The sequence below is a fragment of the Gardnerella sp. DNF00983 genome, assembly GCF_049244265.1.
Classification (GTDB): domain Bacteria; phylum Actinomycetota; class Actinomycetes; order Actinomycetales; family Bifidobacteriaceae; genus Bifidobacterium; species Bifidobacterium vaginale_J.
Map to the genome: position 1 here is coordinate 408,917 of NZ_CP058392.1, position 22,499 is coordinate 431,415.

17 protein-coding genes and 1 pseudogene are annotated in these 22,499 nt (G+C 45.0%); 16 read left to right on the forward strand and 2 right to left on the reverse strand.

Annotated elements, in window-relative coordinates:
• The first annotated feature begins 121 nt into the window (after positions 1 to 121).
• The 9 genes from rpmE to HXT34_RS01450 all read left to right on the forward strand — a co-directional run bounded on the left by rpmE (position 122) and on the right by HXT34_RS01450 (position 10,707).
• A complete protein-coding gene (gene rpmE, locus HXT34_RS01410; protein WP_004118797.1) occupies positions 122 to 334 on the forward strand; it encodes a 50S ribosomal protein L31 in 213 nt (70 codons plus the stop codon).
• Between the two features lie 146 nt (positions 335 to 480).
• Positions 481 to 1,578, forward strand: a complete 1,098-nt coding sequence (gene prfA / locus HXT34_RS01415; RefSeq protein ID WP_415687647.1) for a peptide chain release factor 1 — start codon at positions 481 to 483, stop codon at positions 1,576 to 1,578.
• 43 nt (positions 1,579 to 1,621) lie between these two features.
• On the forward strand, positions 1,622 to 2,536 hold the full coding sequence (gene prmC, locus HXT34_RS01420) for a peptide chain release factor N(5)-glutamine methyltransferase (protein WP_421785128.1): 915 nt from the start codon (positions 1,622 to 1,624) through the stop codon (positions 2,534 to 2,536).
• A 103-nt stretch (positions 2,537 to 2,639) separates the two neighbouring features.
• Entirely contained in the window at positions 2,640 to 3,320 is a 681-nt protein-coding gene (locus HXT34_RS01425) for an L-threonylcarbamoyladenylate synthase (protein ID WP_421785130.1), read from the forward strand.
• Positions 3,321 to 3,462: 142 nt separating this feature from the next.
• A complete protein-coding gene (locus HXT34_RS01430) occupies positions 3,463 to 4,566 on the forward strand; it encodes an MraY family glycosyltransferase (RefSeq protein WP_415687643.1) in 1,104 nt (367 codons plus the stop codon).
• 52 nt (positions 4,567 to 4,618) lie between these two features.
• Entirely contained in the window at positions 4,619 to 6,163 is a 1,545-nt protein-coding gene (gene guaB / locus HXT34_RS01435; protein WP_415689576.1) for an IMP dehydrogenase, read from the forward strand.
• 149 nt (positions 6,164 to 6,312) lie between these two features.
• The gene (gene orn, locus HXT34_RS01440) at positions 6,313 to 7,020 is read left to right on the forward strand and encodes an oligoribonuclease (protein ID WP_421785133.1); all 708 of its coding nucleotides are present in this window, start codon (positions 6,313 to 6,315) and stop codon (positions 7,018 to 7,020) included.
• Between the two features lie 62 nt (positions 7,021 to 7,082).
• Positions 7,083 to 8,540, forward strand: coding sequence for a PIF1 family DEAD/DEAH box helicase (locus HXT34_RS01445; protein ID WP_421785135.1), 1,458 nt, complete (start codon positions 7,083 to 7,085; stop codon positions 8,538 to 8,540).
• 331 nt (positions 8,541 to 8,871) lie between these two features.
• Positions 8,872 to 10,707 (forward strand): proline--tRNA ligase, encoded by a 1,836-nt coding sequence (locus HXT34_RS01450; protein ID WP_421785137.1) that lies wholly within the window; start codon positions 8,872 to 8,874, stop codon positions 10,705 to 10,707.
• 495 nt (positions 10,708 to 11,202) lie between these two features.
• On the opposite strand, the gene HXT34_RS01455 is transcribed toward HXT34_RS01450, so the two are convergent.
• Complete coding sequence (locus HXT34_RS01455) at positions 11,203 to 11,691, reverse strand: single-stranded DNA-binding protein (protein WP_415683774.1); 489 nt, start codon at positions 11,689 to 11,691, stop codon at positions 11,203 to 11,205.
• 522 nt (positions 11,692 to 12,213) lie between these two features.
• Here HXT34_RS01455 and HXT34_RS01460 point away from each other — a divergent pair.
• The gene (locus tag HXT34_RS01460) at positions 12,214 to 13,392 is read left to right on the forward strand and encodes a CAP domain-containing protein (RefSeq protein WP_415687883.1); all 1,179 of its coding nucleotides are present in this window, start codon (positions 12,214 to 12,216) and stop codon (positions 13,390 to 13,392) included.
• Between the two features lie 110 nt (positions 13,393 to 13,502).
• Here the strand turns inward: HXT34_RS01460 and HXT34_RS01465 are convergent.
• Positions 13,503 to 15,640: pseudogene (locus HXT34_RS01465) on the reverse strand (M13 family metallopeptidase).
• A gap of 114 nt (positions 15,641 to 15,754) precedes the next feature.
• Here HXT34_RS01465 and map point away from each other — a divergent pair.
• The 6 genes from map to smpB all read left to right on the forward strand — a co-directional run bounded on the left by map (position 15,755) and on the right by smpB (position 22,394).
• Positions 15,755 to 16,528, forward strand: a complete 774-nt coding sequence (map, locus tag HXT34_RS01470) for a type I methionyl aminopeptidase (protein WP_119526255.1) — start codon at positions 15,755 to 15,757, stop codon at positions 16,526 to 16,528.
• A gap of 80 nt (positions 16,529 to 16,608) precedes the next feature.
• Positions 16,609 to 17,745 carry a peptide chain release factor 2 gene (gene prfB / locus HXT34_RS01475; RefSeq protein ID WP_375169357.1) on the forward strand — a complete coding sequence of 379 codons (1,137 nt, stop codon included), beginning with the start codon at positions 16,609 to 16,611 and terminating at the stop codon, positions 17,743 to 17,745.
• 75 nt (positions 17,746 to 17,820) lie between these two features.
• Complete coding sequence (gene ftsE, locus HXT34_RS01480; protein WP_421785141.1) at positions 17,821 to 19,293, forward strand: cell division ATP-binding protein FtsE; 1,473 nt, start codon at positions 17,821 to 17,823, stop codon at positions 19,291 to 19,293.
• Positions 19,293 to 20,216, forward strand: a complete 924-nt coding sequence (gene ftsX, locus HXT34_RS01485) for a permease-like cell division protein FtsX (protein WP_391495919.1) — start codon at positions 19,293 to 19,295, stop codon at positions 20,214 to 20,216. The genes ftsE and ftsX overlap by 1 nt, the downstream gene beginning before the upstream one ends.
• A gap of 146 nt (positions 20,217 to 20,362) precedes the next feature.
• Complete coding sequence (locus HXT34_RS01490) at positions 20,363 to 21,769, forward strand: CHAP domain-containing protein (protein WP_391495918.1); 1,407 nt, start codon at positions 20,363 to 20,365, stop codon at positions 21,767 to 21,769.
• A gap of 133 nt (positions 21,770 to 21,902) precedes the next feature.
• The gene (smpB, locus tag HXT34_RS01495; RefSeq protein ID WP_421785144.1) at positions 21,903 to 22,394 is read left to right on the forward strand and encodes an SsrA-binding protein SmpB; all 492 of its coding nucleotides are present in this window, start codon (positions 21,903 to 21,905) and stop codon (positions 22,392 to 22,394) included.
• The last annotated feature ends 105 nt before the right edge of the window (positions 22,395 to 22,499 follow it).

The following is a 22,499-nucleotide window of genomic DNA, read 5'->3' on the forward strand; positions in this document are numbered from 1 at the left end:
AACGCGTTTTATGCGAATTATAAGTGCGTCGAGGGTGGTGACTAAAATAACGAAGGTTCCGGTTCACGCTTAGCTATTGGGGCTTTGCGACCCGGGTCGCCCGAATTCCATAGGAGACATTATGAAGCAGGGTATTCATCCCGACTATCACGCAGTGCAGGTTACCTGCTCTTGCGGAAGCACTTTCGTTACTCGTTCCACCGCTGATGGAGATCACATGACGGTTGACGTGTGCTCAAAGTGCCACCCATTCTATACCGGCAAGCAGAAGATTCTCGACACCGGCGGCCGCGTGGCTCGCTTCGAGAAGCGCTACGGTAAGAAGACTAAGTAGCTTTTATGACGCCAGCCCTGCTTTCGTGTAACTCGCGGAATCGGGGCTGGCGTTTTATGTGCTAAACATGTGTGTTTAATGTTTTACATTTGATATTTAAATTTTTGATTTACAATCCGCGTTAAGCGCGACTACAAAGGAATATGATGGCTGAGTCAGTAGAGGAACAATTCCCGGCAGCAGTTACCGCGTTAGAAGAGTATCGCGATATTGAAAGTCGTATGGGAAGCCCGGAAGTTGCGTCAAACCCGGACGCTATTCGAAAACTCGGCCGTAGGCACGCAGAACTCGGCTCAATCGTAAACGCTTACCTAAATTACAAGCAGATTTGCGACGACTTTGAAGCTGCAAACGAAATGGCAAGCGACGACCCAGATTTTGCTGAGGAAGCTAAGCGCTTAGAAGAGCAGCTTCCAGCAGCAAAAGAAAAGCTTCGCACGGCGCTAATTCCTAGGGATCCAGATGACGCGCGCGATATGATTATGGAAATTAAAGCTGGCACAGGCGGCGAAGAAGCGGCTCTGTTTGCTGGCGATTTATTGCGTATGTACATGCGTTACGCGGAAAAGCGCGGATGGACTACCGTAATCCAAAGCGAAAATTCAACGGAACTTGGCGGCGTAAAAGACGTGCAGCTTGCAATTCGTGCGAAAGGTACGCCTGCTCCAGAAGATGGCGTGTGGGCCAGCATGAAGTATGAGGGCGGCGTGCATCGTGTGCAGCGAATCCCAGTTACGGAATCGCAGGGACGTATACAGACTTCCGCAGCCGGCGTAATCGTGTTCCCAGAAGCAGACGAAGATGACGACGAAATTGAAATCGATCCAAAAGATTTGAAGATCGACATTTTCATGAGCTCCGGCCCTGGTGGACAGTCTGTTAACACTACTTATTCCGCGGTTCGCATGACGCATATTCCAACCGGAATTGTTGTTAGCATGCAGGATGAAAAGTCGCAGATTCAAAACCGTGCGGCAGCACTTCGTGTGTTAAAGTCTCGTTTGCTTGCCATGAAGCACGAGCAGGAGGCGGCGGAGGCGGCGGATATGCGCCACTCGCAGGTGCGTTCGCTCGACCGTTCTGAACGAATCCGCACGTACAATTTCCCGGAAAATCGTATTGTAGATCATCGCACGAATTACAAAGCTTACAATCTTGACCAGGTTCTTGACGGCGACTTGCAGCCTGTTATCGACAGTGATATTCAGGCGGATGAAGCTGACCGCCTAGCGCAAGCCAAGTAAGTAACTTAAGTAAGTTAAGTAAAATTTCTAAGCGGTTCTTAAAATGCAAGAACTTTTGCGAGTTTTGCGCGATGCCGTTAAAAAGCTTGATTCTGCAGGCGTGGAGTCTGCGGAATACGACGCGCGTTTGCTGCTAGCTAAAGCTTGCGGCGTGAGCTTGGCTGAGCTGAACAAGGCGCTAATACTTGGCGATTTAACCGATTTTTCGCCCGATTATGCTGGCAAATATAGCGATTTTGTATCTAGGCGTGCTTCTCGCGAGCCGTTGCAGCATATTGTTGGTCACGCGCCTTTTCGCTACTTGGATTTGCGAGTTGGCAAAGGCGTTTTTGTGCCGCGTCCGGAAACAGAAGTTGTTGTTGAAGCTGGTTTGGATTGGTTGCGAGAATCGCATGTTAGTAAGCCTACGGTAGTTGATTTATGTGCCGGATCGGGCGCAATCGGATTGGCGATTGCAACGGAAGTTGCAGACGCGCAAGTATGGGCTGTAGAAAAATCTACTGAAGCTTTCCAATATTTGCAAAAAAATTTTGAAGAAACTGCAAAAAAGCAGGAAAATCTGCAAGTATCCAGTCGCTATCATGCTGTTCTTGCAGATGCAACCAAAGCGCATATTTCAGATTGCACGCCGGAACTTCACGCAATTTGCGGCAAAGTAGATTTAGTAATAACGAATCCGCCTTATGTGCCGGAAAGTCAAGTGCCGGAACAGATTGAAGTGCGAGAATATGATCCGCCGCTTGCGTTGTACGGCGGTTCTGCGGACGGCTTGCTTATTCCGGAGCAGATTATGCGCGCGGCTTTTGCGCTTCTTAAACCTGGGGGAGCGATGGTTATGGAGCACGATATTTCGCAAGGGGATGTGCTTAAAAAGTATGCAGAAAGCCTAGGTTTTGCGCGTGCGCGCGTTGGAAACGACTTAACTGGCAGACCGCGATACACTTTTGCGGAAAAGTAAAATTTTGCGTAAACAAAAGACTTGAATCAAAAATAAAACTTGAATCAAACAGAATAAAATAAGCAAAATAAGCAAAATAAAAAAAGCAACAAAAGAGGCAAAAATGAGCAAAATTTGCAATATCAACGAAGAATCACTGCAAATGGCAGCGCAAATTATTAACGAAGGCGGCGTAATCGTAGTGCCAACGGACACCGTGTATGGCGTTGCATGCGATCCGTTCAATGAATCCGCGGTTGCCAAAATTTACGAGCTTAAGCGCAGGCCGCGCACGAAGGCGTTACAAATTTTAATGAGCGGAGTGGAAGATTTAGAAAAACTTGGGTTGTATTTGCCGTCTCCGCTGGATATTTTAGGCAAAAAGTTCCTTCCGGGTGGATATTCTCCGATTGCGCTCGCTAAGAAAGACTCGGTTGCTTCAAGGCTTGCTACGCTGTGCAAAACGAATGAGACTGATGCGCAAAACGATGCGAAAACCCAAGCAACTGAAGCAACTCAAGGCGTGCGCGTGCCGGATTGCCCGGAATTAATGCAAATTTTGCGCGTTACAGGTCCTTTGGCTGCTTCTAGCGCGAATCGCAGCGGTAACGAAAGTGCAGACAGCGTCGAGGAGGCATTTGAGGCTTTCGGTAACGAAATTCCGCTGTATTTGAACGCAGGCCCGACTCGCTCGCACGTGGCAAGCACGGTAGTTGGCGCGGATTCAAGCGATAAAGACGGCATTGTGATTTTGCGCGAAGGTGTGATTTCGGAGCGCGAAATTCGCAATGCGTTAAGTGAGTAAGTTTATTAACTTATTTCTGGTACTAAATTTCTGGTACTAAATTTCTGGTACCAACAAATCGCTACAATCAAAATAAGCAAGCGAAAAATTTAGCAAACGCTGCTAAAACCAACGAAGTAATCGCATAGCAAAGGACGCATTCATGAGGGTATACCTGTTTATTGCAGCAATTGCAGGCGGTGCTACGTGGCTTATTATGCCTCTTGTTCGTCACCTTGCGATCCGCATGGGTGCTGTTGGCAAAGTTCGCGCTCGCGACGTGCATACTATTCCAACGCCACGTATGGGTGGTGTGGGTATGCTTTTTGGTTTCGCAGTTGCGATGGCTTTCGCAAGCTCCATGCCCTTTATTTCCGGGCTTTTTGCTGGAACTCATCAGCCGTGGGTGGTGCTAGCAGGAGCAGTCATGATATGCCTGCTTGGGGTATGTGACGACATTTGGGATTTAGATTGGATGCTAAAGCTTGCCGGTCAGCTGCTTATAGCCGTGTTCGTTGCGTGGGGAGGGTTGCAAATTGTAACTTTGCCGCTCGGCTCGCTCGTAACGGCATCTCCAAGCGTGTCAATCGCAATAACTGCAATACTAATCGTTGCTTCAATTAATGCAGTAAATTTTGTAGACGGGCTAGACGGCTTGGCTTCCGGAATTGTTGCAATCGGCGGAATCGCCTTCGCAACCTACTCCTACATGCTCGCGCGCACGTCGCCATCCTACGCATCAATGGCAACTCTTATTGACGTTGCAATGGTGGGAATGTGTGTCGGATTTATTTTGCACAACTGGCATCCTGCGAAACTTTTTATGGGAGACTCCGGCTCCATGCTAATCGGCTACTTAATTACTTGCGCGTCGATTATTATGACCGGACACTTGGATCCGTCAGCTGTGCATACGAGTATTTATTTGCCTGTATTTATGCCGATTTTGCTGCCGATTCTTGTGCTGTTCCTGCCGGTTCTTGACATGTGCTTGGCTATTTTTAGGCGTGTTGCTAAGGGGCAGTCGCCAATGCACCCGGATCGCATGCATTTGCATCACCGCATGCTGCGCATTGGGCATTCTGTGCAGGGTGCTGTGCTGATTTTGTGGGGATGGGCGGCGCTGATTGCGTTTGGCTCTATTATGATTCTGTTCTTTAAAGCTGTGTATGTGCTTGTTGGGATGATTCTTGCTGCTGCGTTGCTTACTGTGCTCACAATGATGCCGTACTTGCGCCGCCGCCTGCCCGAACTTCGCAATTCGTAGCGTTTCGTTCGGAGTTTCGGCAAACGTCATAGCAAAAACGTATAGTAACCCTATGGCTACAACTGATATTAACACGGAATCCGTGTATGCTCCTGTTCCACCAATTTTCGAGAAGCTCGGTCTCGCTTATGACGATGTCCTTTTGCTTCCAAACGAAACTGATGTTATTCCGTCCGAAGTGGATACTTCCACTCGTCTGACTCGCGAAATTACCATGAAAGTGCCGACTATTTCGGCAGCTATGGATACTGTTACCGAATCCGATATGGCTATTGCCATGGCGCGTAACGGTGGTATTGGAGTACTTCACCGCAATCTTTCTATTGATGATCAAGCTGCGCAGGTTGATATTGTTAAGCGCAGTGAATCCGGTATGATTACCGACCCACTTACTGTTCACCCAGATGCTACGCTCGCCGATTTAGATAAATTGTGCGGGCGTTTCCATATTTCTGGTTTGCCGGTAGTAGATAGCGAAAATCGTTTAGTTGGTATTATTACCAACCGCGATATGCGTTTTATTGCTTCCGAAGATTACGATCGCTTGAAAGTTAAGGACGTGATGACGCGCGAAAATCTCGTCACTGGTCCTTCAAATATTTCTAAAGAAGATGCTCACCGCTTGCTTGCGGATAACAAGATTGAAAAGTTGCCGCTTGTTGATGCTGAAGGTAAGCTTACAGGCTTGATTACTGTTAAGGACTTTGTGAAGACTGAGCAGTATCCGGATGCTACTAAGGATGATCAGGGTCGTTTGCGCGTTGCTGCTGGTATTGGTTTCCTTGGTGATGCTTGGCAGCGTGCGTGCGCTCTTATGGAAGCTGGAGTTGACGTGCTTGTGGTTGATACCGCAAACGGCGAGGCTCGCTTGGCTCTCGACATGATTCGTCGCATTAAGGCAGATAAGGCTTTCGACGGCGTGCAAATTATCGGCGGAAATATTGCAACTCGCCAGGGTGCGCAAGCTATGATTGACGCTGGCGTTGATGCTGTAAAGGTTGGCGTTGGTCCAGGCTCTATTTGCACTACGCGCGTTGTTGCAGGTGTTGGCGTGCCTCAGCTTACTGCAGTTTACGATGCTGCTCAGGCTTGCAAGGCTGCTGGTATTCCATGCATTGCTGATGGTGGCATTCACTATTCCGGCGATATTGCTAAGGCTTTGGTTGCTGGTGCTGACACCGTTATGCTCGGCGGCACTTTGGCTGGTTGCGAGGAAGCTCCTGGTGAGAAGGTTTTGCTTCACGGCAAGCAGTACAAGCTTTACCGTGGCATGGGCTCGCTTGGCGCAATGGCTCCTCGCGGTAAGAAGTCTTATTCTAAGGATCGTTACTTCCAGGCAGACGTTACCAGCTCCGATAAGGTGGTTCCAGAAGGCGTTGAAGGCGAAGTTCCATATCGCGGCCCACTTAATGCTGTGCTTTACCAATTGCTTGGCGGCTTGCATCAGTCCATGTTCTACGTTGGTGCTCACAATATTAAGGAAATGCAAGAGCGCGGACGCTTTATTCGCATTACTGATGCAGGTCTTCGCGAATCGCATCCTCACGATATCGTGATGACTGCAGAAGCGCCAAACTACAGCGGTTTCCACAACTAAATCGCGTATAAGTCGCAACTATTTTAAACGGCGAAAAGTTACGCAAGTTCCTCACAACTTGCATGCTTTTCGTCGTTTTTAATACGCGCCTCGTCTCTACGAAGATGTAGGCTGATGGGTTCTAAAAAAATATTAGGAAAGGAACGAAAATGGCTGAAGCTAAGGAAGATCTTACGTTTACGCCGGAAGAATCGCGCTTAATTTGGATTGACTGCGAGATGACGGGACTCGATATTTTCCACGACGAATTATGCGAAGTATCTGTAGTTCCAACCGACTTTAATCTGAAAGTTTTGGACGACGGAATTGATTTAGTGATTAAGCCGAGCGATGCTGCTGTGGCTCATATGAACGATTTTGTGCGCAATATGCACACTTCTTCCGGACTTATTGACGAGTGGAATAAGAACGGTTTGCCTTTACAAGAAGCTCAAAAGCAGGTAGTTGAGTACGTAAAGCGCTTCCTGCCGGCTCGCGGAAAAGCGCATCTTGCTGGAAACTCGGTTGGCTCCGACAAAAAGTTCCTCGACCGCTACATGCCAGATTTAATGGCAAATCTGCACTATCGCGTAATAGACGTAAGCACGTTGAAGGAAATTTCGCGCAGACTTTACCCAGACGTTTACCGCAATAAGCCGGCAAAACATGGCGGTCACCGCGCGCTCGCGGATATTATTGAGTCGATTGATGAGCTTTGTTACTACCGCGATATGATGTTCGTTCCAGCTCCAGGCCCAAGCGAGGCTCAAGCAAAAGCTGGCGCACAACACATTGAGAGCACGAGTTTGCTTCGTGACTACGAGCGTCGCGGAGAAGCGCTAGAAGACGTAAATTCCGCGGAAAAGCGCGATTATTAAATAAATCGCGACTATTAAACTAAACAAAGCGCGACTACTAAACGCAATAAAAGGTACTGCCAATGAAGCAATCCGAAGCTCTAACCATAATCGACGCTGGTGCAAGCGCATTCATTACCGGTGCTCCTGGTGCAGGTAAAACCTACGTATTAAATGAAGCTATTCGCGAAATGCGAAAGAATGGTTTAAGCGTTGCCGTAACTGCTTCTACCGGCATTGCGGCAACTCACTTAAACGGTCAAACCATTCACTCTTGGAGCGGAGTTGGAGTTTCAAACGCGCTTACGGATACGCTTCTTAAAACAATTAGAGCTAGGCGAGGAAAGCGCATAAAAGCCACGGACGTGCTCGTGCTGGACGAAGTTTCAATGATTCACGCGTGGCTTTTTGACATGGTTGACGAAGTATGCAGGAAGGTGCGCAAAAATCCCGCTCCTTTCGGTGGACTTCAAGTAGTTATTTCTGGCGATTTCTTCCAACTGCCGCCTGTTAGCACTTCTATGCGAAATCGTGACGTGTTCGAGCCGAGCCCGGAGTTTATTGCGTCGCGCGAAAAGTACGCTGCAGCTGGAAAAAATCCAGAAGGATATATTACAGAATCTTTCGCATGGGACGCTTTAAAACCTGTTGTGTGCTACTTAACTGAGCAACATCGTCAGGATGACGGCAAGTTGCTTGAAGTTTTAACGGATATTCGTAACGGTCTCGTAAGTGACGACGATAAGCAAGTGTTGGTAAGCCGTATTGGCGAATATCCTCAAGACGATGAAGTTGCAGTGCATCTTTTCCCAACGAACGCGCAAGCTGACGGATTAAATAATATGCAGCTCGCGCAAATTGATGCTGAGCCTCACGAATTCGTTGCAACGGAAGCAGGACCTAAAAATCTAGTCGAGCGCTTAAAGAAGAATATGCTTGCTCCGGAGCGTTTAGTTTTAAAGGCTGGGGCTGCTGTGATGGCGTTGCGAAATGACCAGGAAAAGCAGTACGTAAATGGCTCTGTTGGGCGTGTTTCGAGATTCGCGCCTGAATCTAAAGGCGGATGGCCGATTGTTGAGTTTGAAAACGGCAATATTGTGACTCTTAAGCCAGCTGCTTGGGAAATGACGGATGGCGAAACGGTTCTTGCTAGCGTAAATCAAGTGCCGCTTCGTTGCGCGTGGGGAATTACGATTCATAAATCGCAAGGTATGACGCTTGATTCTGCGGTAATGGATTTGCGTAGAACTTTCGCTCCCGGAATGGGATACGTGGCGCTTTCTCGCGTGGAAAATCTGGGTGGGCTTTATCTGGAAGGTATTAATGATCGCGCGTTTAGCGTTTCAGCGGATGCCGTACTGCTTGACGGATCCTTGCGCGAGGCTTCAAGACGCGCGAGTGAGCTGCTTTCTAGCGACGGTGCTGCTGCGTTTGTTGCTAAAAACGCATATGGCGATTGCGCGGATCAGAAGCAGTTTGATCTTTTTGGTGTTTGCGGCGGAGGTGCTGCTGACGAGTTTTCCTTCGACGATGAGTTTTAGTGCAATACGCGTTTTTTACTGGCGTGCGGCTTTTTCTTTACAACGCTGTAAAGTTTTGGTCGGATTTCGCTTCAGAAGCGGCAGAAACTTTACGCGGATGTAAAGTTTTGGTCGGATTTCGCTCTAAAAGCGGCAGAAATTTTACGCGCGTGTACAGAAAAAGTCGGCTACGCGCGAAATAGCGGCTTTTTCTTTACATAGCTGCGTAGTTTATGTCGCTGTGGCAGATTTGCATTCCCCATGGCCTAATCGACATTACTAATCGAGCATCACTTTTGTTGATGCGCGTAAACAAGTGTTTATGTCCTCATGCGCAAATAGATTGGAACGCATGAATTCCAATGTACTTCGTATGTCTCAGCTGTTCCTTCGTACGCTGCGCGAGGATCCTGCAGACGCGGACGTGACTTCCGCAAAACTTATGCAGCGCGCAGGCTATATTCGTAAATCTGCCCCAGGTGTGTGGACTTGGTTGCCGCTCGGACTTAAGGTTTTAAACAAGGTTCAGGCGATTATTCGCGAAGAAATCAACGGCATCGGTGCGCAGGAAGTCCATTTCCCAGCGCTTCTTCCGCGCGAGCCTTACGAGGCTACAAACCGTTGGGAAGAATACGGCGACAACATTTTCCGTCTTAAAGATCGTCATGAGGCTGATTATCTTCTTGCTCCAACGCACGAAGAAGTTTTCACGCTCCTTGTTAAGGATATGTATTCTTCTTACAAGGATTTGCCTGTTACTTTGTATCAGATTCAAACGAAGTATCGCGATGAATTCCGTCCTCGCGCGGGTCTTATTCGCGGCCGCGAGTTTATTATGCAAGATGGCTACTCGTTCTCGATTGACGAAGATGGTTTGAAGTCTGCTTACGTTGAGGAGCGTGCCGCTTACGCTCGAATTTTCGACCGTTTGGGCATTAAATACGTGATTGTTCACGCTGTTTCCGGTCCAATGGGCGGTTCTGATTCCGAGGAGTTTTTGGCTCCAATGCCAATCGGCGAAGATACTTTTGCTCTTGCACCTTCCGGAAAAGCCTGGAATGTTGAGGCTCTTACCACTCCAGAAGTTGCAGATGTTGATTATTCTGCAACTCCTGCAGCCGAAGCTCTCGAAACTCCAGACGCTAAGACGATTGAGGCTTTGGTTAAGGTTTCTAACGATTTGCATCCGCGTAAAGACGGTCGCGAATGGCAAGCAGACGACACTTTGAAGAACCTTATTATTGCTGTTAAGCACCCGGCTGATGCTGAGGGTGGCGAGCACGATGAGCCATGGCGCGAAATTGTGGCAATTGGTATTCCAGGTGATCGCCAGGTAGATATGAAGCGTCTTGAAGCTCAGTTTGCTCCTGCAGAAATCGAAGAAGCGACTGAGGATGATTTGAAGGCTCATCCTGAGTTTGTTAAGGGATACATTGGCTTTAGCGTATTAGGTCCTCAAGCTCGCAAAGAGAGTAGTGGTATTGCAAATCCTGTTCGCTACTTGATGGATGCTCACGTTGCAAAGGGAAGCGCCTGGATTACAGGAGCTGACGAAGAAGGAAAGCACGTTTACAACGCTGTTTATGGTCGCGATTTTGAAGCGGACGGCGTTGTTGAAGCAGCCCAGGTTCGCGACGGCGATATGAGCCCAGATGGTTCCGGTCCTCTTAGCTTTGAACGCGGTGTGGAAATCGGCCAGGTGTTCCAGCTCGGCTTAAAGTATTCTAAGGCTTTGGGCTTAAGCGTTCTTAACGAAAATGGTAAAGCTGTACCAGTGTGGATGGGTTGCTACGGTATCGGCGTTAGCCGCGTGATCGCATGCTTGGCAGAAACGCATCACGACGACGCTGGTCTCGCATGGCCTATGGCAATTGCTCCAGCTCAGGTTCACGTCGTTGCTACTGGCAAGGATCAAGTTGCTTTCGATGCTGCTGAAAAGGTTGTTGAAGAGCTTAGCAAGCAAGGCATCGAAGTAATCTTCGACGATCGTCCAAAGGTTTCTCCAGGTGTGAAGTTTAAGGATGCTGAGCTTGTTGGCGTGCCGCTGATTGCTGTAGCAGGTCGCGATACCGTGAACAACGGTACGATTGAAATCCGCGATCGCAACGGTTCAAACGTTGAAGCAGTTCCAGTTGACGAAGCTGCAAGCCGCATTGCTGCGCGCGTGACGACCTGCTTGAGCGCATAGAGCGTAGCGCGCGAAAGCAATTCGGAGCGCCGAGCTTGCTTAGAGTTGAAAGCACGGTGTGCTTTCAACGCAAGCGAGGTCTGCCTTCGTCAGTAAAGACGAAGGCAGGGCAGGTTCGCTTGGTAGTTCATTGGGAATTCTGCTGTGATTGGCGTGCGTGACGACCTGCTTGAGCGCATAGAGCGTAGCGCGCGAAAGTAATTCGGAGCGCCGAGCTTGCTCAAGTTGAAAGCACGGTGTGCTTTCAACGCAAGCGAGGTCTGCCTTCGTCAATCGAGACGAAGGCAGGGCAGGTTTGTGTGGTGGCGCATTGGGATTTTGGTTGTGTTTCATATGCGTAACGCTTTGCTTGCGTAGCGCTTTGTTTGCATAAGTGCCTATAAATCAATTTGCCGCCAGGAATGTTGATTCTTGGCGGCTATTTTATTTTATTCATATTAAGTTGCTTACCGTTGCGCGAGTTCGTGGGATTTCTTGAGTTGCGATTTTACCTCCCTAAATATCAGTTTCGCCCCCAAATTCGTCATTTGAAATGCTTGCGTTAGAATTGTTTTCTTGTGCCTTATTGTTATGCTGTACTTGATTACTTTCTTTCGTATGATCATTTTTAGAGGAATCAGCGTTTCGCTTTGTAAATTGAGTAGTTCCACGATTTAAATCGTGACCAATAGTAGCCGCTTCTAAAATTATGCGATTATAATCATTCCCGTCTTTTGTCCAACTTTCAGTACTCAAATTTCCAGAAACAACAATTGCATCACCTTTATGTACGCTTTTAAGAACGTTTGAAGCCAAAGTGCGATACGCCTTCACAGTCATCCATGTAGTTGGGCGCTCATGCCATTGCTGCTCATCATTTCGATAGTAAGATTGTGTGCTTGCAATTCGTAGAGAACAAGCAGGAGAATTTTCGTTACGTCCAAAACTTATTGGTTCTGCGCCTACAAATCCGTTAATAGTCACAGTTGACTGTTGTTGTACCATATTCATCATCCTTTCACGATTTGGACTGCAGTCATTTCAGCCCCGAAATCAGAGCTACCATTGCCCTGAGCTTCGCAGCCACAAGGAAATGCCGCAGTAATAACAACTATGAATGTTTTTAGATAGTTGTTCTAGAAAATTCTTTTATTGTGGTTAAAAGATATGTTTTAACCACAATTTATAAAAAATATTGACAATAAAACCACTTGTTAAAACAGCGAGAGTGCAAGCATTTCTCAATAATTCCTCATTAAGCGATATTATTAGCCTATATTTGTTGCATTGAATGGACAGAAGAAGAGTTTTACTATGAAAAATAATAAGCAGGGATTGGTGTGCAATCTAGCTATGCATATAAATTCAAGCTCATCTAACTTATTTAAATCATTTAGTTTTAAATCGAATAATTTAATAAATTCGAAGAATACAATAATTAAAAATACTGTAGTGAAGCGTATTGTATGTTCGCTAATAAGCCTGTTCGCTGTAGTATCCTTTGTGTGCTTGCCTGCGCAAAGCTACATGAAAATGAATTTGATGGGCGTAAATTCCTTAGAATTAAGCAAAGAAGCATCTAATTCAGCGGCGTCAAGCTTGTCTATTAAAAACCCGATTATTAAACAAAAAAACGTTGCACGTAGTGTTGGTTGGGTTCGATCTGTTGATGTGGTGCGTTATGTGTTGGCTTCAATTCGTAATGCGCGTTCGCGTTTATACGACGATCGTAGTATTTACTTTGAAGGAATTCCTTTGCAAGATTATGTGAGTCGTTGCGGTTTAACTAAACAAGCTTATGTGAATAATATTCAATACGATTCCGCAAATGAAGAGGATGCGTATCGTCGCGCGCAAGAGACTGCTCAACATGGTAAATTTGGTCATTTTGCTCCAGATGGTAAAAGTGCACCTAATTTCGATGGTAGAAAAGCTTGGGGTGAAAACTTAAGCTGGGGTACAGATCTTGCTGGTTCTATGCGCTTATGGATTCAAAATGAAGAGGGACCGTTGCGAGCTGCTCGTGGTGCTTTTACTGAGGAAAATGGTCATTTGTATCAAATTTTGAATCCACGAAATATTTCTTTTGGTTATGGTGAAGCTCAAGGCGGTCCATACGGCATTGTTGGTGATTTAACTTTGTCGGAATATAACGGTGATATTGACTATCCTGATGGCAAGATTGGTTATGGAAGTCCTCAAGTTTATCGTAGTCCTGCTGCCGTAGCGAATAATACTAATACAGCTAAATCCGATAAGGACAAGAAAGACGATAAGGATAAGAAAGACGAGAAAGATAAGAAAAAACTTAAGGATAATAAATCTAGCAAAAAGAAAGTATTTGAAAAAGATAAGCATTTAGCCAATAAGGTTAATTCTCAAGTTGCAAATAGTAAAGATTCCGCTAAAAATACTGAAAAAACTGGTATTTCTGGAATGGTGGTTGCTGTAATTGCAATTGTAATTATTCTTTGTGCTGTAGCTGTGTTCTCTGTTTTGCTTTATAAGTCGCGCAAAAATGCGCGTGCAAAAGCTGCTTCTGTAGATGCTGCTTCTGCTGATGAGGCTGTTGCTGATGCTGATGCTGATACTGTAGCAGAAGTTGCTGATGCTGCTGATGAGGCTGTTGCTGATGCTGCTGTTGATAGTGCTCCTGCTGTAGCAGAAGAAGCTGTTTCTGAAGGTTCTTCCTCTGTAGAAGAATAAAACTTATAAAGCAATATAAATTAAGCCTGCAAACGTTAGTAAAGAACGCTTGCAGGCTTTTGTATTTTCTATTTTCTATTGTCAGTTTTCTACGCTCAATTTGAGGCATTTTACCAAATGTGCACGCGCTCGCTTGGGTCGAGCCACATCTCGTCGCCTTCTTGAACATTGAACGCATCGTAGAACAAGTCAACGTTTCTAGCAATGCCGTTAGTGCGGCATTCGGCTGGGGAGTGTGGGTCGATTTGAAGCAGCTGTTCCGCAATCTCATTACGAGCCTTGGAACGCCATACAAGTGCATAGCTTAAGAAGAATCGTTGCAAAGCAGTGAAACCGTCTACTTCAGGAGCGTTCAGCAAAGTTTCGCGAATAGCATCGTCACTTCCGTCAATTTCACGTCCTTCACTCTTTTGTAAAGCGAAAGCGTATGCTTTAAGCGCAATAGTTACGCCGCTTAAATCGCCAATATTTTCGCCGATTGTTAAAGCGCCGTTTACGTGAGGCATCGCATTGCGCTCAGCTTTGTTCTTTAAGTGAGAGTATTTAACAATCAGCTGCGTTGGTGTAAAAGCGTTGTATTGCTCAATAAGCTTCTTAGTGCGTTCAGCAAAGTTAGCTTTGTCTTCTTCAGTCCACCAATTGTTAAGCACGCCGTCGCCGTCGTATTCGCAACCTTGATCGTCAAAACCGTGACCGATTTCGTGACCAATCACGGCACCAATAGCGCCATAATTTGCTGCATCTGGAGCGCTCGGGTTAAAGAATGGAGGTTGCAAAATTGCAGCTGGGAACACGATTACGTTCAGCAGAGGATCGTAGTAAGCGTTCACAGTTTGCGGAGTCATCTGCCATTCTTCGCGATCCACAGGATTTCCAGCTTTTGCAGTATTCCTACCAAAGCCAAATCGATAAACTTCGCGCATATTCTCAACTAAATCAGCATCTTCCTTAATATTTAGCGCAGAATAGTCAACCCAATGATTCGTGTAACCAATATTTGGCTCAAACTTGCTAAGCTTTTCCAAAGCCTTCGCTTTAGTTTCCTCGCCAAGCCAGCTGCTGTGAGAAATCGACTCTCGGTAAGCGTTAATAAGATTGTCAACTAAGCCTTTCATATACTCTTTAGAAGACTCAGGGAAATGCAATCGCACGTATTCGCGTCCAACTTCCTCGCCGCAAGCATTGTCAACAACTCCAATTGCTCGCTTCCAGCGGTCGCGCTGTTTTGTTGCTCCAGAAAGCACTTTGCCGTAGAAATCGAATCTAGCTTCTGCAAAATCTTCGCTCAATAAGCTTGCCCAAGACAAAATCACGTGCACGCGTGCCCAAAGCTTTAAATCTTCTAAGTCGGCTTCCTGCCAAATCTTATTCAATCCTTCTATAAAGCTTGGCTCGTGAACTACTACTTTGCTAAAAGCTTCACGAAGATTGATTGTCTGATGTGCTTCTTCTTTTGAGTTATCGTACGCTTTTTGAGCAGCGTCTAAGAAAGCGTCGAGATTAAGCACTTCAAGCTTTTTTGACAAATCAGCATAATCGCAAGGATTATAAGTTTTTTGAGAATCGCGAGTTGCAACGTTATCCCAATGCTTGCTTGCAATCTGCGTTTCAATATTCAAAAACGCTCGGCTTGCGTTTGGGTAGTAGTGGTATCTCCGTAACCGGCCAATCTCAACAACGAAGCTACCATTTTTACGTATTCAGTACGAATTGGAGCGTAATTATCTTCGCGATAATATGCTTCATCTGGCAAGCCCAATCCCGACTGCTCAATATGCATAATATTCGTCTTAGGATCTTTAGGGTCTCCGTAAACGCCAAAAGCAAACATTGCATCTGGGCCGCCGTACGGATTAAGCTCGCCAATAGTGCGAACCAAATCTTCCTTAGTTTCTGCAGAATCCACAGCGTCTAAATCGCCCTTAATTGGCGTAATTCCAGCTTTTTCGATAGCTGCAGTGTCTAAATAGTTACGGTATAAAGTTTGCGACTTTTTAGCTGTGCAATCTTCGCTTTCTAAAATATCTCGAATTTGCGTCTCTGCATCTTCTGCAAGCTTGTGGAAAGCACCATACATTGGTTTGTCTTCTGGAAGAGTGTAAGTATCAATCCAAGGACCGTTTACGTAACGGAATAAATCGTCTTGTGGTCGAGTGACCGAAGAGAAGGATGCAGGGTCGAAATCTACAGCAGAAATTTCCTTCTGCAATCCCTTATTTTTACTATTATTTTCATTGTTGTTAGACATGAGATTAGCTTACAAGTATTAAGCGACACTATTAATTAATATTTTCCGCCATATTTTCTCGTTATTTTCGCCATATTTTGCGCTATTTTCGTGCCTGCGCGTTAGTCTTAAAGCATGATTGAACTTAAAACTCCATCTGAAATTGAAGCGATGAAGCCTGCAGGTCGCTTCGTCGGTAGCATTCTTAAAGACTTGAAAGCAATGACCAAAGTTGGCACGAATCTTCTTGAGATTGATGATTTCGTTCGTCAGCGAATTATGAGCCGCAAAGGTGCGTCTTCTTGCTATGTTGATTACGCTCCTGATTTTGGTACAGGACCTTTTGCGCATTATATTTGCACTTCTGTAAACGATGCTGTTCTTCACGGAGTTCCATACGATTACAACCTTAAAGACGGCGATTTGTTGACTCTTGATTTGGCAATTAACGTCGACGGATGGGTTGGTGATTCTGCTATTAGTTTCGTGGTTGGAAATCATGCTGATCCTGAGGATTTGCGCTTAATTAAGTGCACTGAGGAAGCACTTGAGGCTGGTATCAATATGGCTCAGCCTGGCAACCGTCTTGGCGATATTTCTGCTGCTATTGGATGCGTTGCTCACGAGTATGGTTACAGCGTAAACCTTGAGTTTGGTGGCCACGGAGTCGGTCATATTATGCACGGAGATCCGCACGTTCCTAACGATGGCACTGCTCACCACGGATACAAGCTTCGCCCAGGTCTTGTGATTGCAATTGAGCCATGGTTCTTAAAGACTACTGACGAAATTTACCAGGATCCAAAAGACGGTTGGACTCTTCGCTCTGCTGATGGTTCTCGCGGTGCACACACTGAGCATACGATTGCAATTACAGAAAACGGTCCTGAGATTTTGACCGTGCGCTAAACTTATAAATAGTTGATTTTGTAAGTATTTTGCGAGTAGTAATTGCGTAAAACAGGTATGTAAAGAGGTACTTTAAGTAAATGGCGGAATTTGATTTTTCCCAAGCATTAAATGATGTTGAAGCAAAGTATTCTTCGATTTCTAAAGCACTAGATGTCGATTCGTTGAAGGCTACGATTGCTGATTTAGAAAAGCAAGCTGCAGAGCCTGGACTTTGGGATGATTCTGAGCATGCTCAGCAAGTCACTAGTAAGCTTTCTGCAGCTCAGTCTCAATTGAAGCGTTTGCAAGCTGTTGAGCAACGCATTGAAGATACTAAGACTTTAATTGAGCTTGGTGAAGAAGAAGGCGATGCTGATTCAATGAATGAGGCTCAAGAAGAGCTTGGAAATATTGCTCACGAGTTGGACGATATGGAAGTTCAGACTCTTCTTGACGGCGAGTATGACGCTCGTTCTGCAGTTGTTACGATTCGCTCTGGTGCGGGTGGCGTTGATGCTGCTGATTTTGCTCAAATGTTGCTTCGTATGTACTTGCGTTGGGCTGAGCGAAATGGCTATAAAACTAAGATGATGGATACGTCTTATGCAGAAGAAGCTGGTATTAAATCTGCTACTTTCCAAGTTGATGCCCCTTATGCGTATGGTCGTCTTTCTGTAGAAGGCGGCACTCACAGAATGGTTCGTATTTCGCCATTCGACAATCAAGGCCGTCGCCAAACTGGCTTTAGTGCTGTTGAAGTAATTCCTCTTGTTGAAGCTACGGATCACATTGATATTCCAGATTCAGATATTCGCGTGGATACTTTCCAAGCTTCAGGACCTGGAGGTCAGGGCGTAAACACTACGTATTCTGCTGTTCGTATTACGCATTTGCCAACCGGCTTGGTTGTTTCTATGCAAGATGAACGAAGCCAGATTCAGAACCGCGCTGCTGCAATGGCAGTTTTGCAATCGCGTTTGCTTGTTCTTAAGCATGCTGAGGAAGCTGCAAAAAAGAAGGAACTTGCTGGAGATATTAAGGCAAGTTGGGGAGATCAAATGCGCTCTTACGTTCTTCACCCTTATCAGATGGTGAAGGATTTGCGCACTGGTTACGAGACTTCTCAAACTCAAGCTGTTTTTGACGGCGATATTGACGGTTTTATTGAAGCTGGCATTCGTTGGCGTCACGAGCAGCGAGTTGCAGCTCAAAAAGAAGCTGAAGCAGAATCTTAAATAAAACTAAAGATAAAGATAAATCTAAAACTAAAAACCAACAATTACACATAATCTTCGGAAGGAATTGAAACAATGTCGCTGATTTCATTAGATCATGTGTCAAAAATATATCCTCGAGGTACACGTCCTGCATTAGACGATGTGTCTTTGCATGTAGATCGCGGAGATTTTGTGTTTCTTGTTGGCGCTTCCGGCTCTGGCAAAACTACATTGCTTAGTTTGTTGCTTCGCGAAGAAGAAGCAAATGGTGGGGAAATTCACGTAGCTGGTAACGATTTGCGCAGACTTTCTAACCGACAAGTGCCGCAGTATCGTAGATCTCTTGGCTTTATTTTCCAGGATTATAAGCTGCTTAATAATAAAACAGTTTATCAAAATGTTGCTTTTGCTTTGGAAGTGATTGGTACGAGTCGTTCTACGATTCGCTCGCTTGTTCCTCGTGTTCTTGAAACTGTTGGTTTGACTGGTAAAGAAAATAATTACCCACACGAGCTTTCTGGTGGTGAGGCGCAGCGAGTTGCAATTGCTCGCGCATACGTAAATCACCCTCAAATTATTCTTGCAGATGAGCCTACTGGTAATTTGGATCCGACTACTTCTCTTGGAATTATGGAAGTTTTGGATGCTATTAACCGAACTGGCACAACGATTGTTATGGCTACGCATAATGAGGAAATTGTGAACTCAATGCGTAAGCGAGTTGTGGAACTTCATGCTGGAAAAATTGTGCGTGATGAGCGTGAAGGATCGTATGATTCTGCATTGTATTTCCCGGATAGTGAAGTTGAGCATAATTCTAAAGCGCAACAAACTGTTGAAAATTCTCAAGATCAATCAGATCGCGATGCTCAAAAATCAATTGCTCAATCTGAGCATACCGAACGCCATAAGAGGCTTTCTAAAAAAGCTCAACGTGCGGCTCAAGCGCGTGAAGTTGTTGACATGGTAACGCAATCGTTGAAGAGTGATACTTCAGAAAATGAAGGAATTGCGCGCCTTGCTCAGTCTGTTCATTCTGGCAGAACCGGTCGTTACGGCGAAGTGTTCCAGTCTTTGGAAACAACAATGACTTGGGGACGCGGATTGATTTCTTCAAACGATAATGAAGATGTTGAAGAAGATGATTTAGAAGTTGAGATTTCGGAAGATAATAAAGAATCCTCTGAAGCTGCCGGAAATTCTGAAACTGCAGAAACTGCTAATACTACTGAGACTACTGAGACTACTGATAATAATGAAACTGCAGAAACTAATGAATCTCACGAAACTCACGAAACTCACGAATCTCACGAAACTCGCGAAACTGCTGAAGACTCTGAAGTGAGCGAAGAATCACAATCTGAAACCAGTGATGAGTCGCAATCCGAAGCAGAAAGTAAGTCACAATCCGATGCTGAATCTGAGCGATTTGAGCGTAAATCTCAACTTCCTCCTATGCCTCCAGCTCCGCCTAAGCCACCTGTTGCGGCTGCAAATACTAATAATAAGAACATTAGTGTTGACGATAGCAATAATGACACTAATAAAACTGAAGGAGCAGAGTAATGCGTTTAAGATTTATTTTTTCCGAAACATGCATTAGTTTGCGTCGTAATGTTTCGATGATTCTTTCGGTTATGCTTGTAACGTTCATTTCTTTCCTTTTTATTGGTGTTTCAGTGCTTATGCAAGCGCAAATTACCAAGGCAAAAGGTGACTGGTATGACAAAGTAGAGGTGGTTGCTTGGCTGTGCCCGGATGGAACTAGCCAATCTCCTTCTTGTGCTTCTGGAAAAGCTCCTACTAATGCCGAAATTGTAAAATTGGAGCATATTATTCACCAAGAATTAGGTGATGATGTTTCAAATATTACTTATGTTAGCCGCAATGAATTTTATAAGAACACATTCTTAAAGCAATATCCTAACGGAATGTATCAAGGACGTACTTTAACTGCGGCAGATATGCAAGATTCGCTGCGATTGAAGCTTACTAATCCTATGAAATATCAGGTTGTTTCAGAAGTTCTTTCTGGACGAGACGGTGTTGAAGAAGTTGTTGATCAGCGTCAGATTTTTGATCCTGTTTTCAGTGTGCTTAATCGCGCTACTGTTGTGACAATTGTGCTTGCAGCAGTTATGGTTGTTGTAGCTATTATGCTTACTGGCACTACGATTCGAATGTCTGCTGCTAGCCGACGTCAAGAAACTGAAATTATGCGCTTAGTTGGTGCCTCTAACTGGACTATTCGCATGCCGTTTATTCTTGAAGGAGCGTTTGCATCGTTTGTAGGTTCTTTACTTGCTGGTGCTGCGCTAAGTTTAGTAGTTAAAGTTTTTGTAACTGATTGGCTTGCGCAGAATGTGCGTTGGATGCCATTTGTTACTCAAACAACTGTGTGGCTATGCGTTCCAGTACTTGTAGCTGGTGCAGTAGTGCTATCTATAGTTGCTTCTGCTATTGCTTTGAGGAGATACTTAAAAGCTTAAGATGCAAAATAATAGATGCGTAATTATTTGTGTTATTTTCGTATCAGCATTGTGAAAGTAATATTTTAAAAGATTTTAAGTAGAAACTCGCATGATTCCTTGTATTACGGTATAATTCGCAATAGTGATGTTGAAAGGGAAGTGATATGAGCGAAGATCGACATAGCATGTATGTAATTCGACGCACTAATACTGTAGTGAGTTTAATAGTTGCTATTTCAATGATGTTTGCTGGTGTTGCTGGTACATTATTTAATGCGTCTACTGCAAGTGCTGTCAATATGAAGGAATATAGGCGCAAAATACAACGAAACGAGAACCTGAAGCGCCAACTTACTGGTGTAAATAAACAACTTGCAAATAAAATCATTGAATTAAATGATTTAAATGAGCATAAAATTCCAAATCAAATACGAGCTGCTCAACAAGCAGAAGAGCAAGCTTCTCAGGCGCGCAGTCTTGTAGAATCAACGCAGCAGCGTCTAGAATCTGCGCAAAAAGATAAGCGTGATTTGGAAGAGAAAATTAAAAAAACTGGTGAAGATTTTGATGATGCTAAGGCTGCTGTAGCGCAGCTTGCTCGTAAGAGTTTCCATGGTTCTCAAGCATCTAATGTTATGAATATTGTGACTAAATCAACTACTACAGAACAGTTTGTTGGAAAGTTGCAATCCGAAGCTGCTGTTGCTAGAAGTGAAGCAAATGCTGCGAATGATGCTGCTATTAAGTTGAATACTTCTATGAATCGTCGTCAGCGTTTGGCTGCTATTGAAGCAGAAATCGCCAAGTTAAAGCAGCAGGCGGACGCTCAAGCGCAAAGTGCTCAAATTGCTGCGAAAGCTGCCAATGATCGTAAAAAGTCTTTGCAAAGTTTGCGAGATCATGGTGAAGAGATTCGCAAGCAGCTAGAAAGTCAAAAGAGTAGTTTGACTTCTCAGTCTGCTCGTGAAGCTGCAGAAATTATAGCAATGAAATCTGCTATTGATGCTCAAGCGCGTGCTCTTGCTAATAAGTCATTTGCTAAAGCTGATCCGAATGCCGGTAATCGTCAGCAATTAAATGGAAGCTCTGGAAGGAATATTTACCTTCCTCCAATGCAACTTTCTAATGGTGCTGCTAATGGTATGAATTATACTGTTCCTGGAAATTGTGCAGAGGGTTCTAAGTCCTGCTACGGGCATGATACTGGAAACACTGTTGGCGGTTCTGCTTATCCTGCTCGTCAATGCACGTTATGGGCTTATTTGCGTCGTTCGCAACTTGGTCTGCCTGTTGGTTCCTACATGGGTAACGGTGCCGAGTGGGCGAATACTGGCCGTAGGCTTGGATATTTAGTTAATAGAACTCCACATGTTGGTGCTGTTATGGTGTTTGCTCGCGGTCAACGCGTTGGCAACTGGAATGCTGATTGGCAATATGGACATGTTGCGGTTGTGGAACGTGTAAATGCTGACGGATCAGTTCTTATTTCTGAAGGTGGAACTGGTTTTGCAACATTCCCTGCTTATGAAACTATTTATAATCCAGGCGATTACGAGTACGTGCATTATTAAATATAAGCACTTCATAGTTTTCAATTTGTTGAAATTGAATGCGTTGTAAGTTTACGACTTATTGTTCTTGCCATAAGATAGTAGTATCTTATGGCAAGTTTCTTTTGTGCGTGATGTGTACTGGAGGGGAATTATGGCAAATAAGCCTGCGCAAGATGGCACTGTTACTGTGGCACAAAACCGTAAAGCGCATCATGATTATGTGATTGAAGATTGTTATGAAGCAGGTCTTGCTCTTACTGGTACTGAAGTTAAGTCACTTCGCGAAGGGCGTGCTTCTTTAGCTGAATCATTTGTGAATATTGATCGTCGCGGTGAAATGTGGCTTGAGGGAACAAATATTCCTGAATATTTAAACGGTACGTGGAATAATCATGCTCCTAAGCGCAAGCGTAAGCTTCTGCTTCATGCTGCTGAGATTGCTAAGCTTTCTAGGCAAACCGAAGAGAAAGGCTACACTGTTGTGCCTTTGCGTTTGTATTTTAAGGGAAGTTACGTAAAGGTAGAAATTGCTTTAGCACGCGGTAAAAAGGAATTTGATAAGCGTCAGGCTTTGCGTGAGGAGCAAGATAAGCGAGAAGCTTTGCGTGAAATGCGTTACCGTAATTTGCGTTCTCGTGAGTAGTTTATGTCGTTTTCCAGCTAGATTCCGGCCGAAACTGCTCAGCTGTGAGTAGTTTATGTCGTTTTCCAGCTAGATTTCGACTGAAACTGCTCAGCTGTGAGTAGT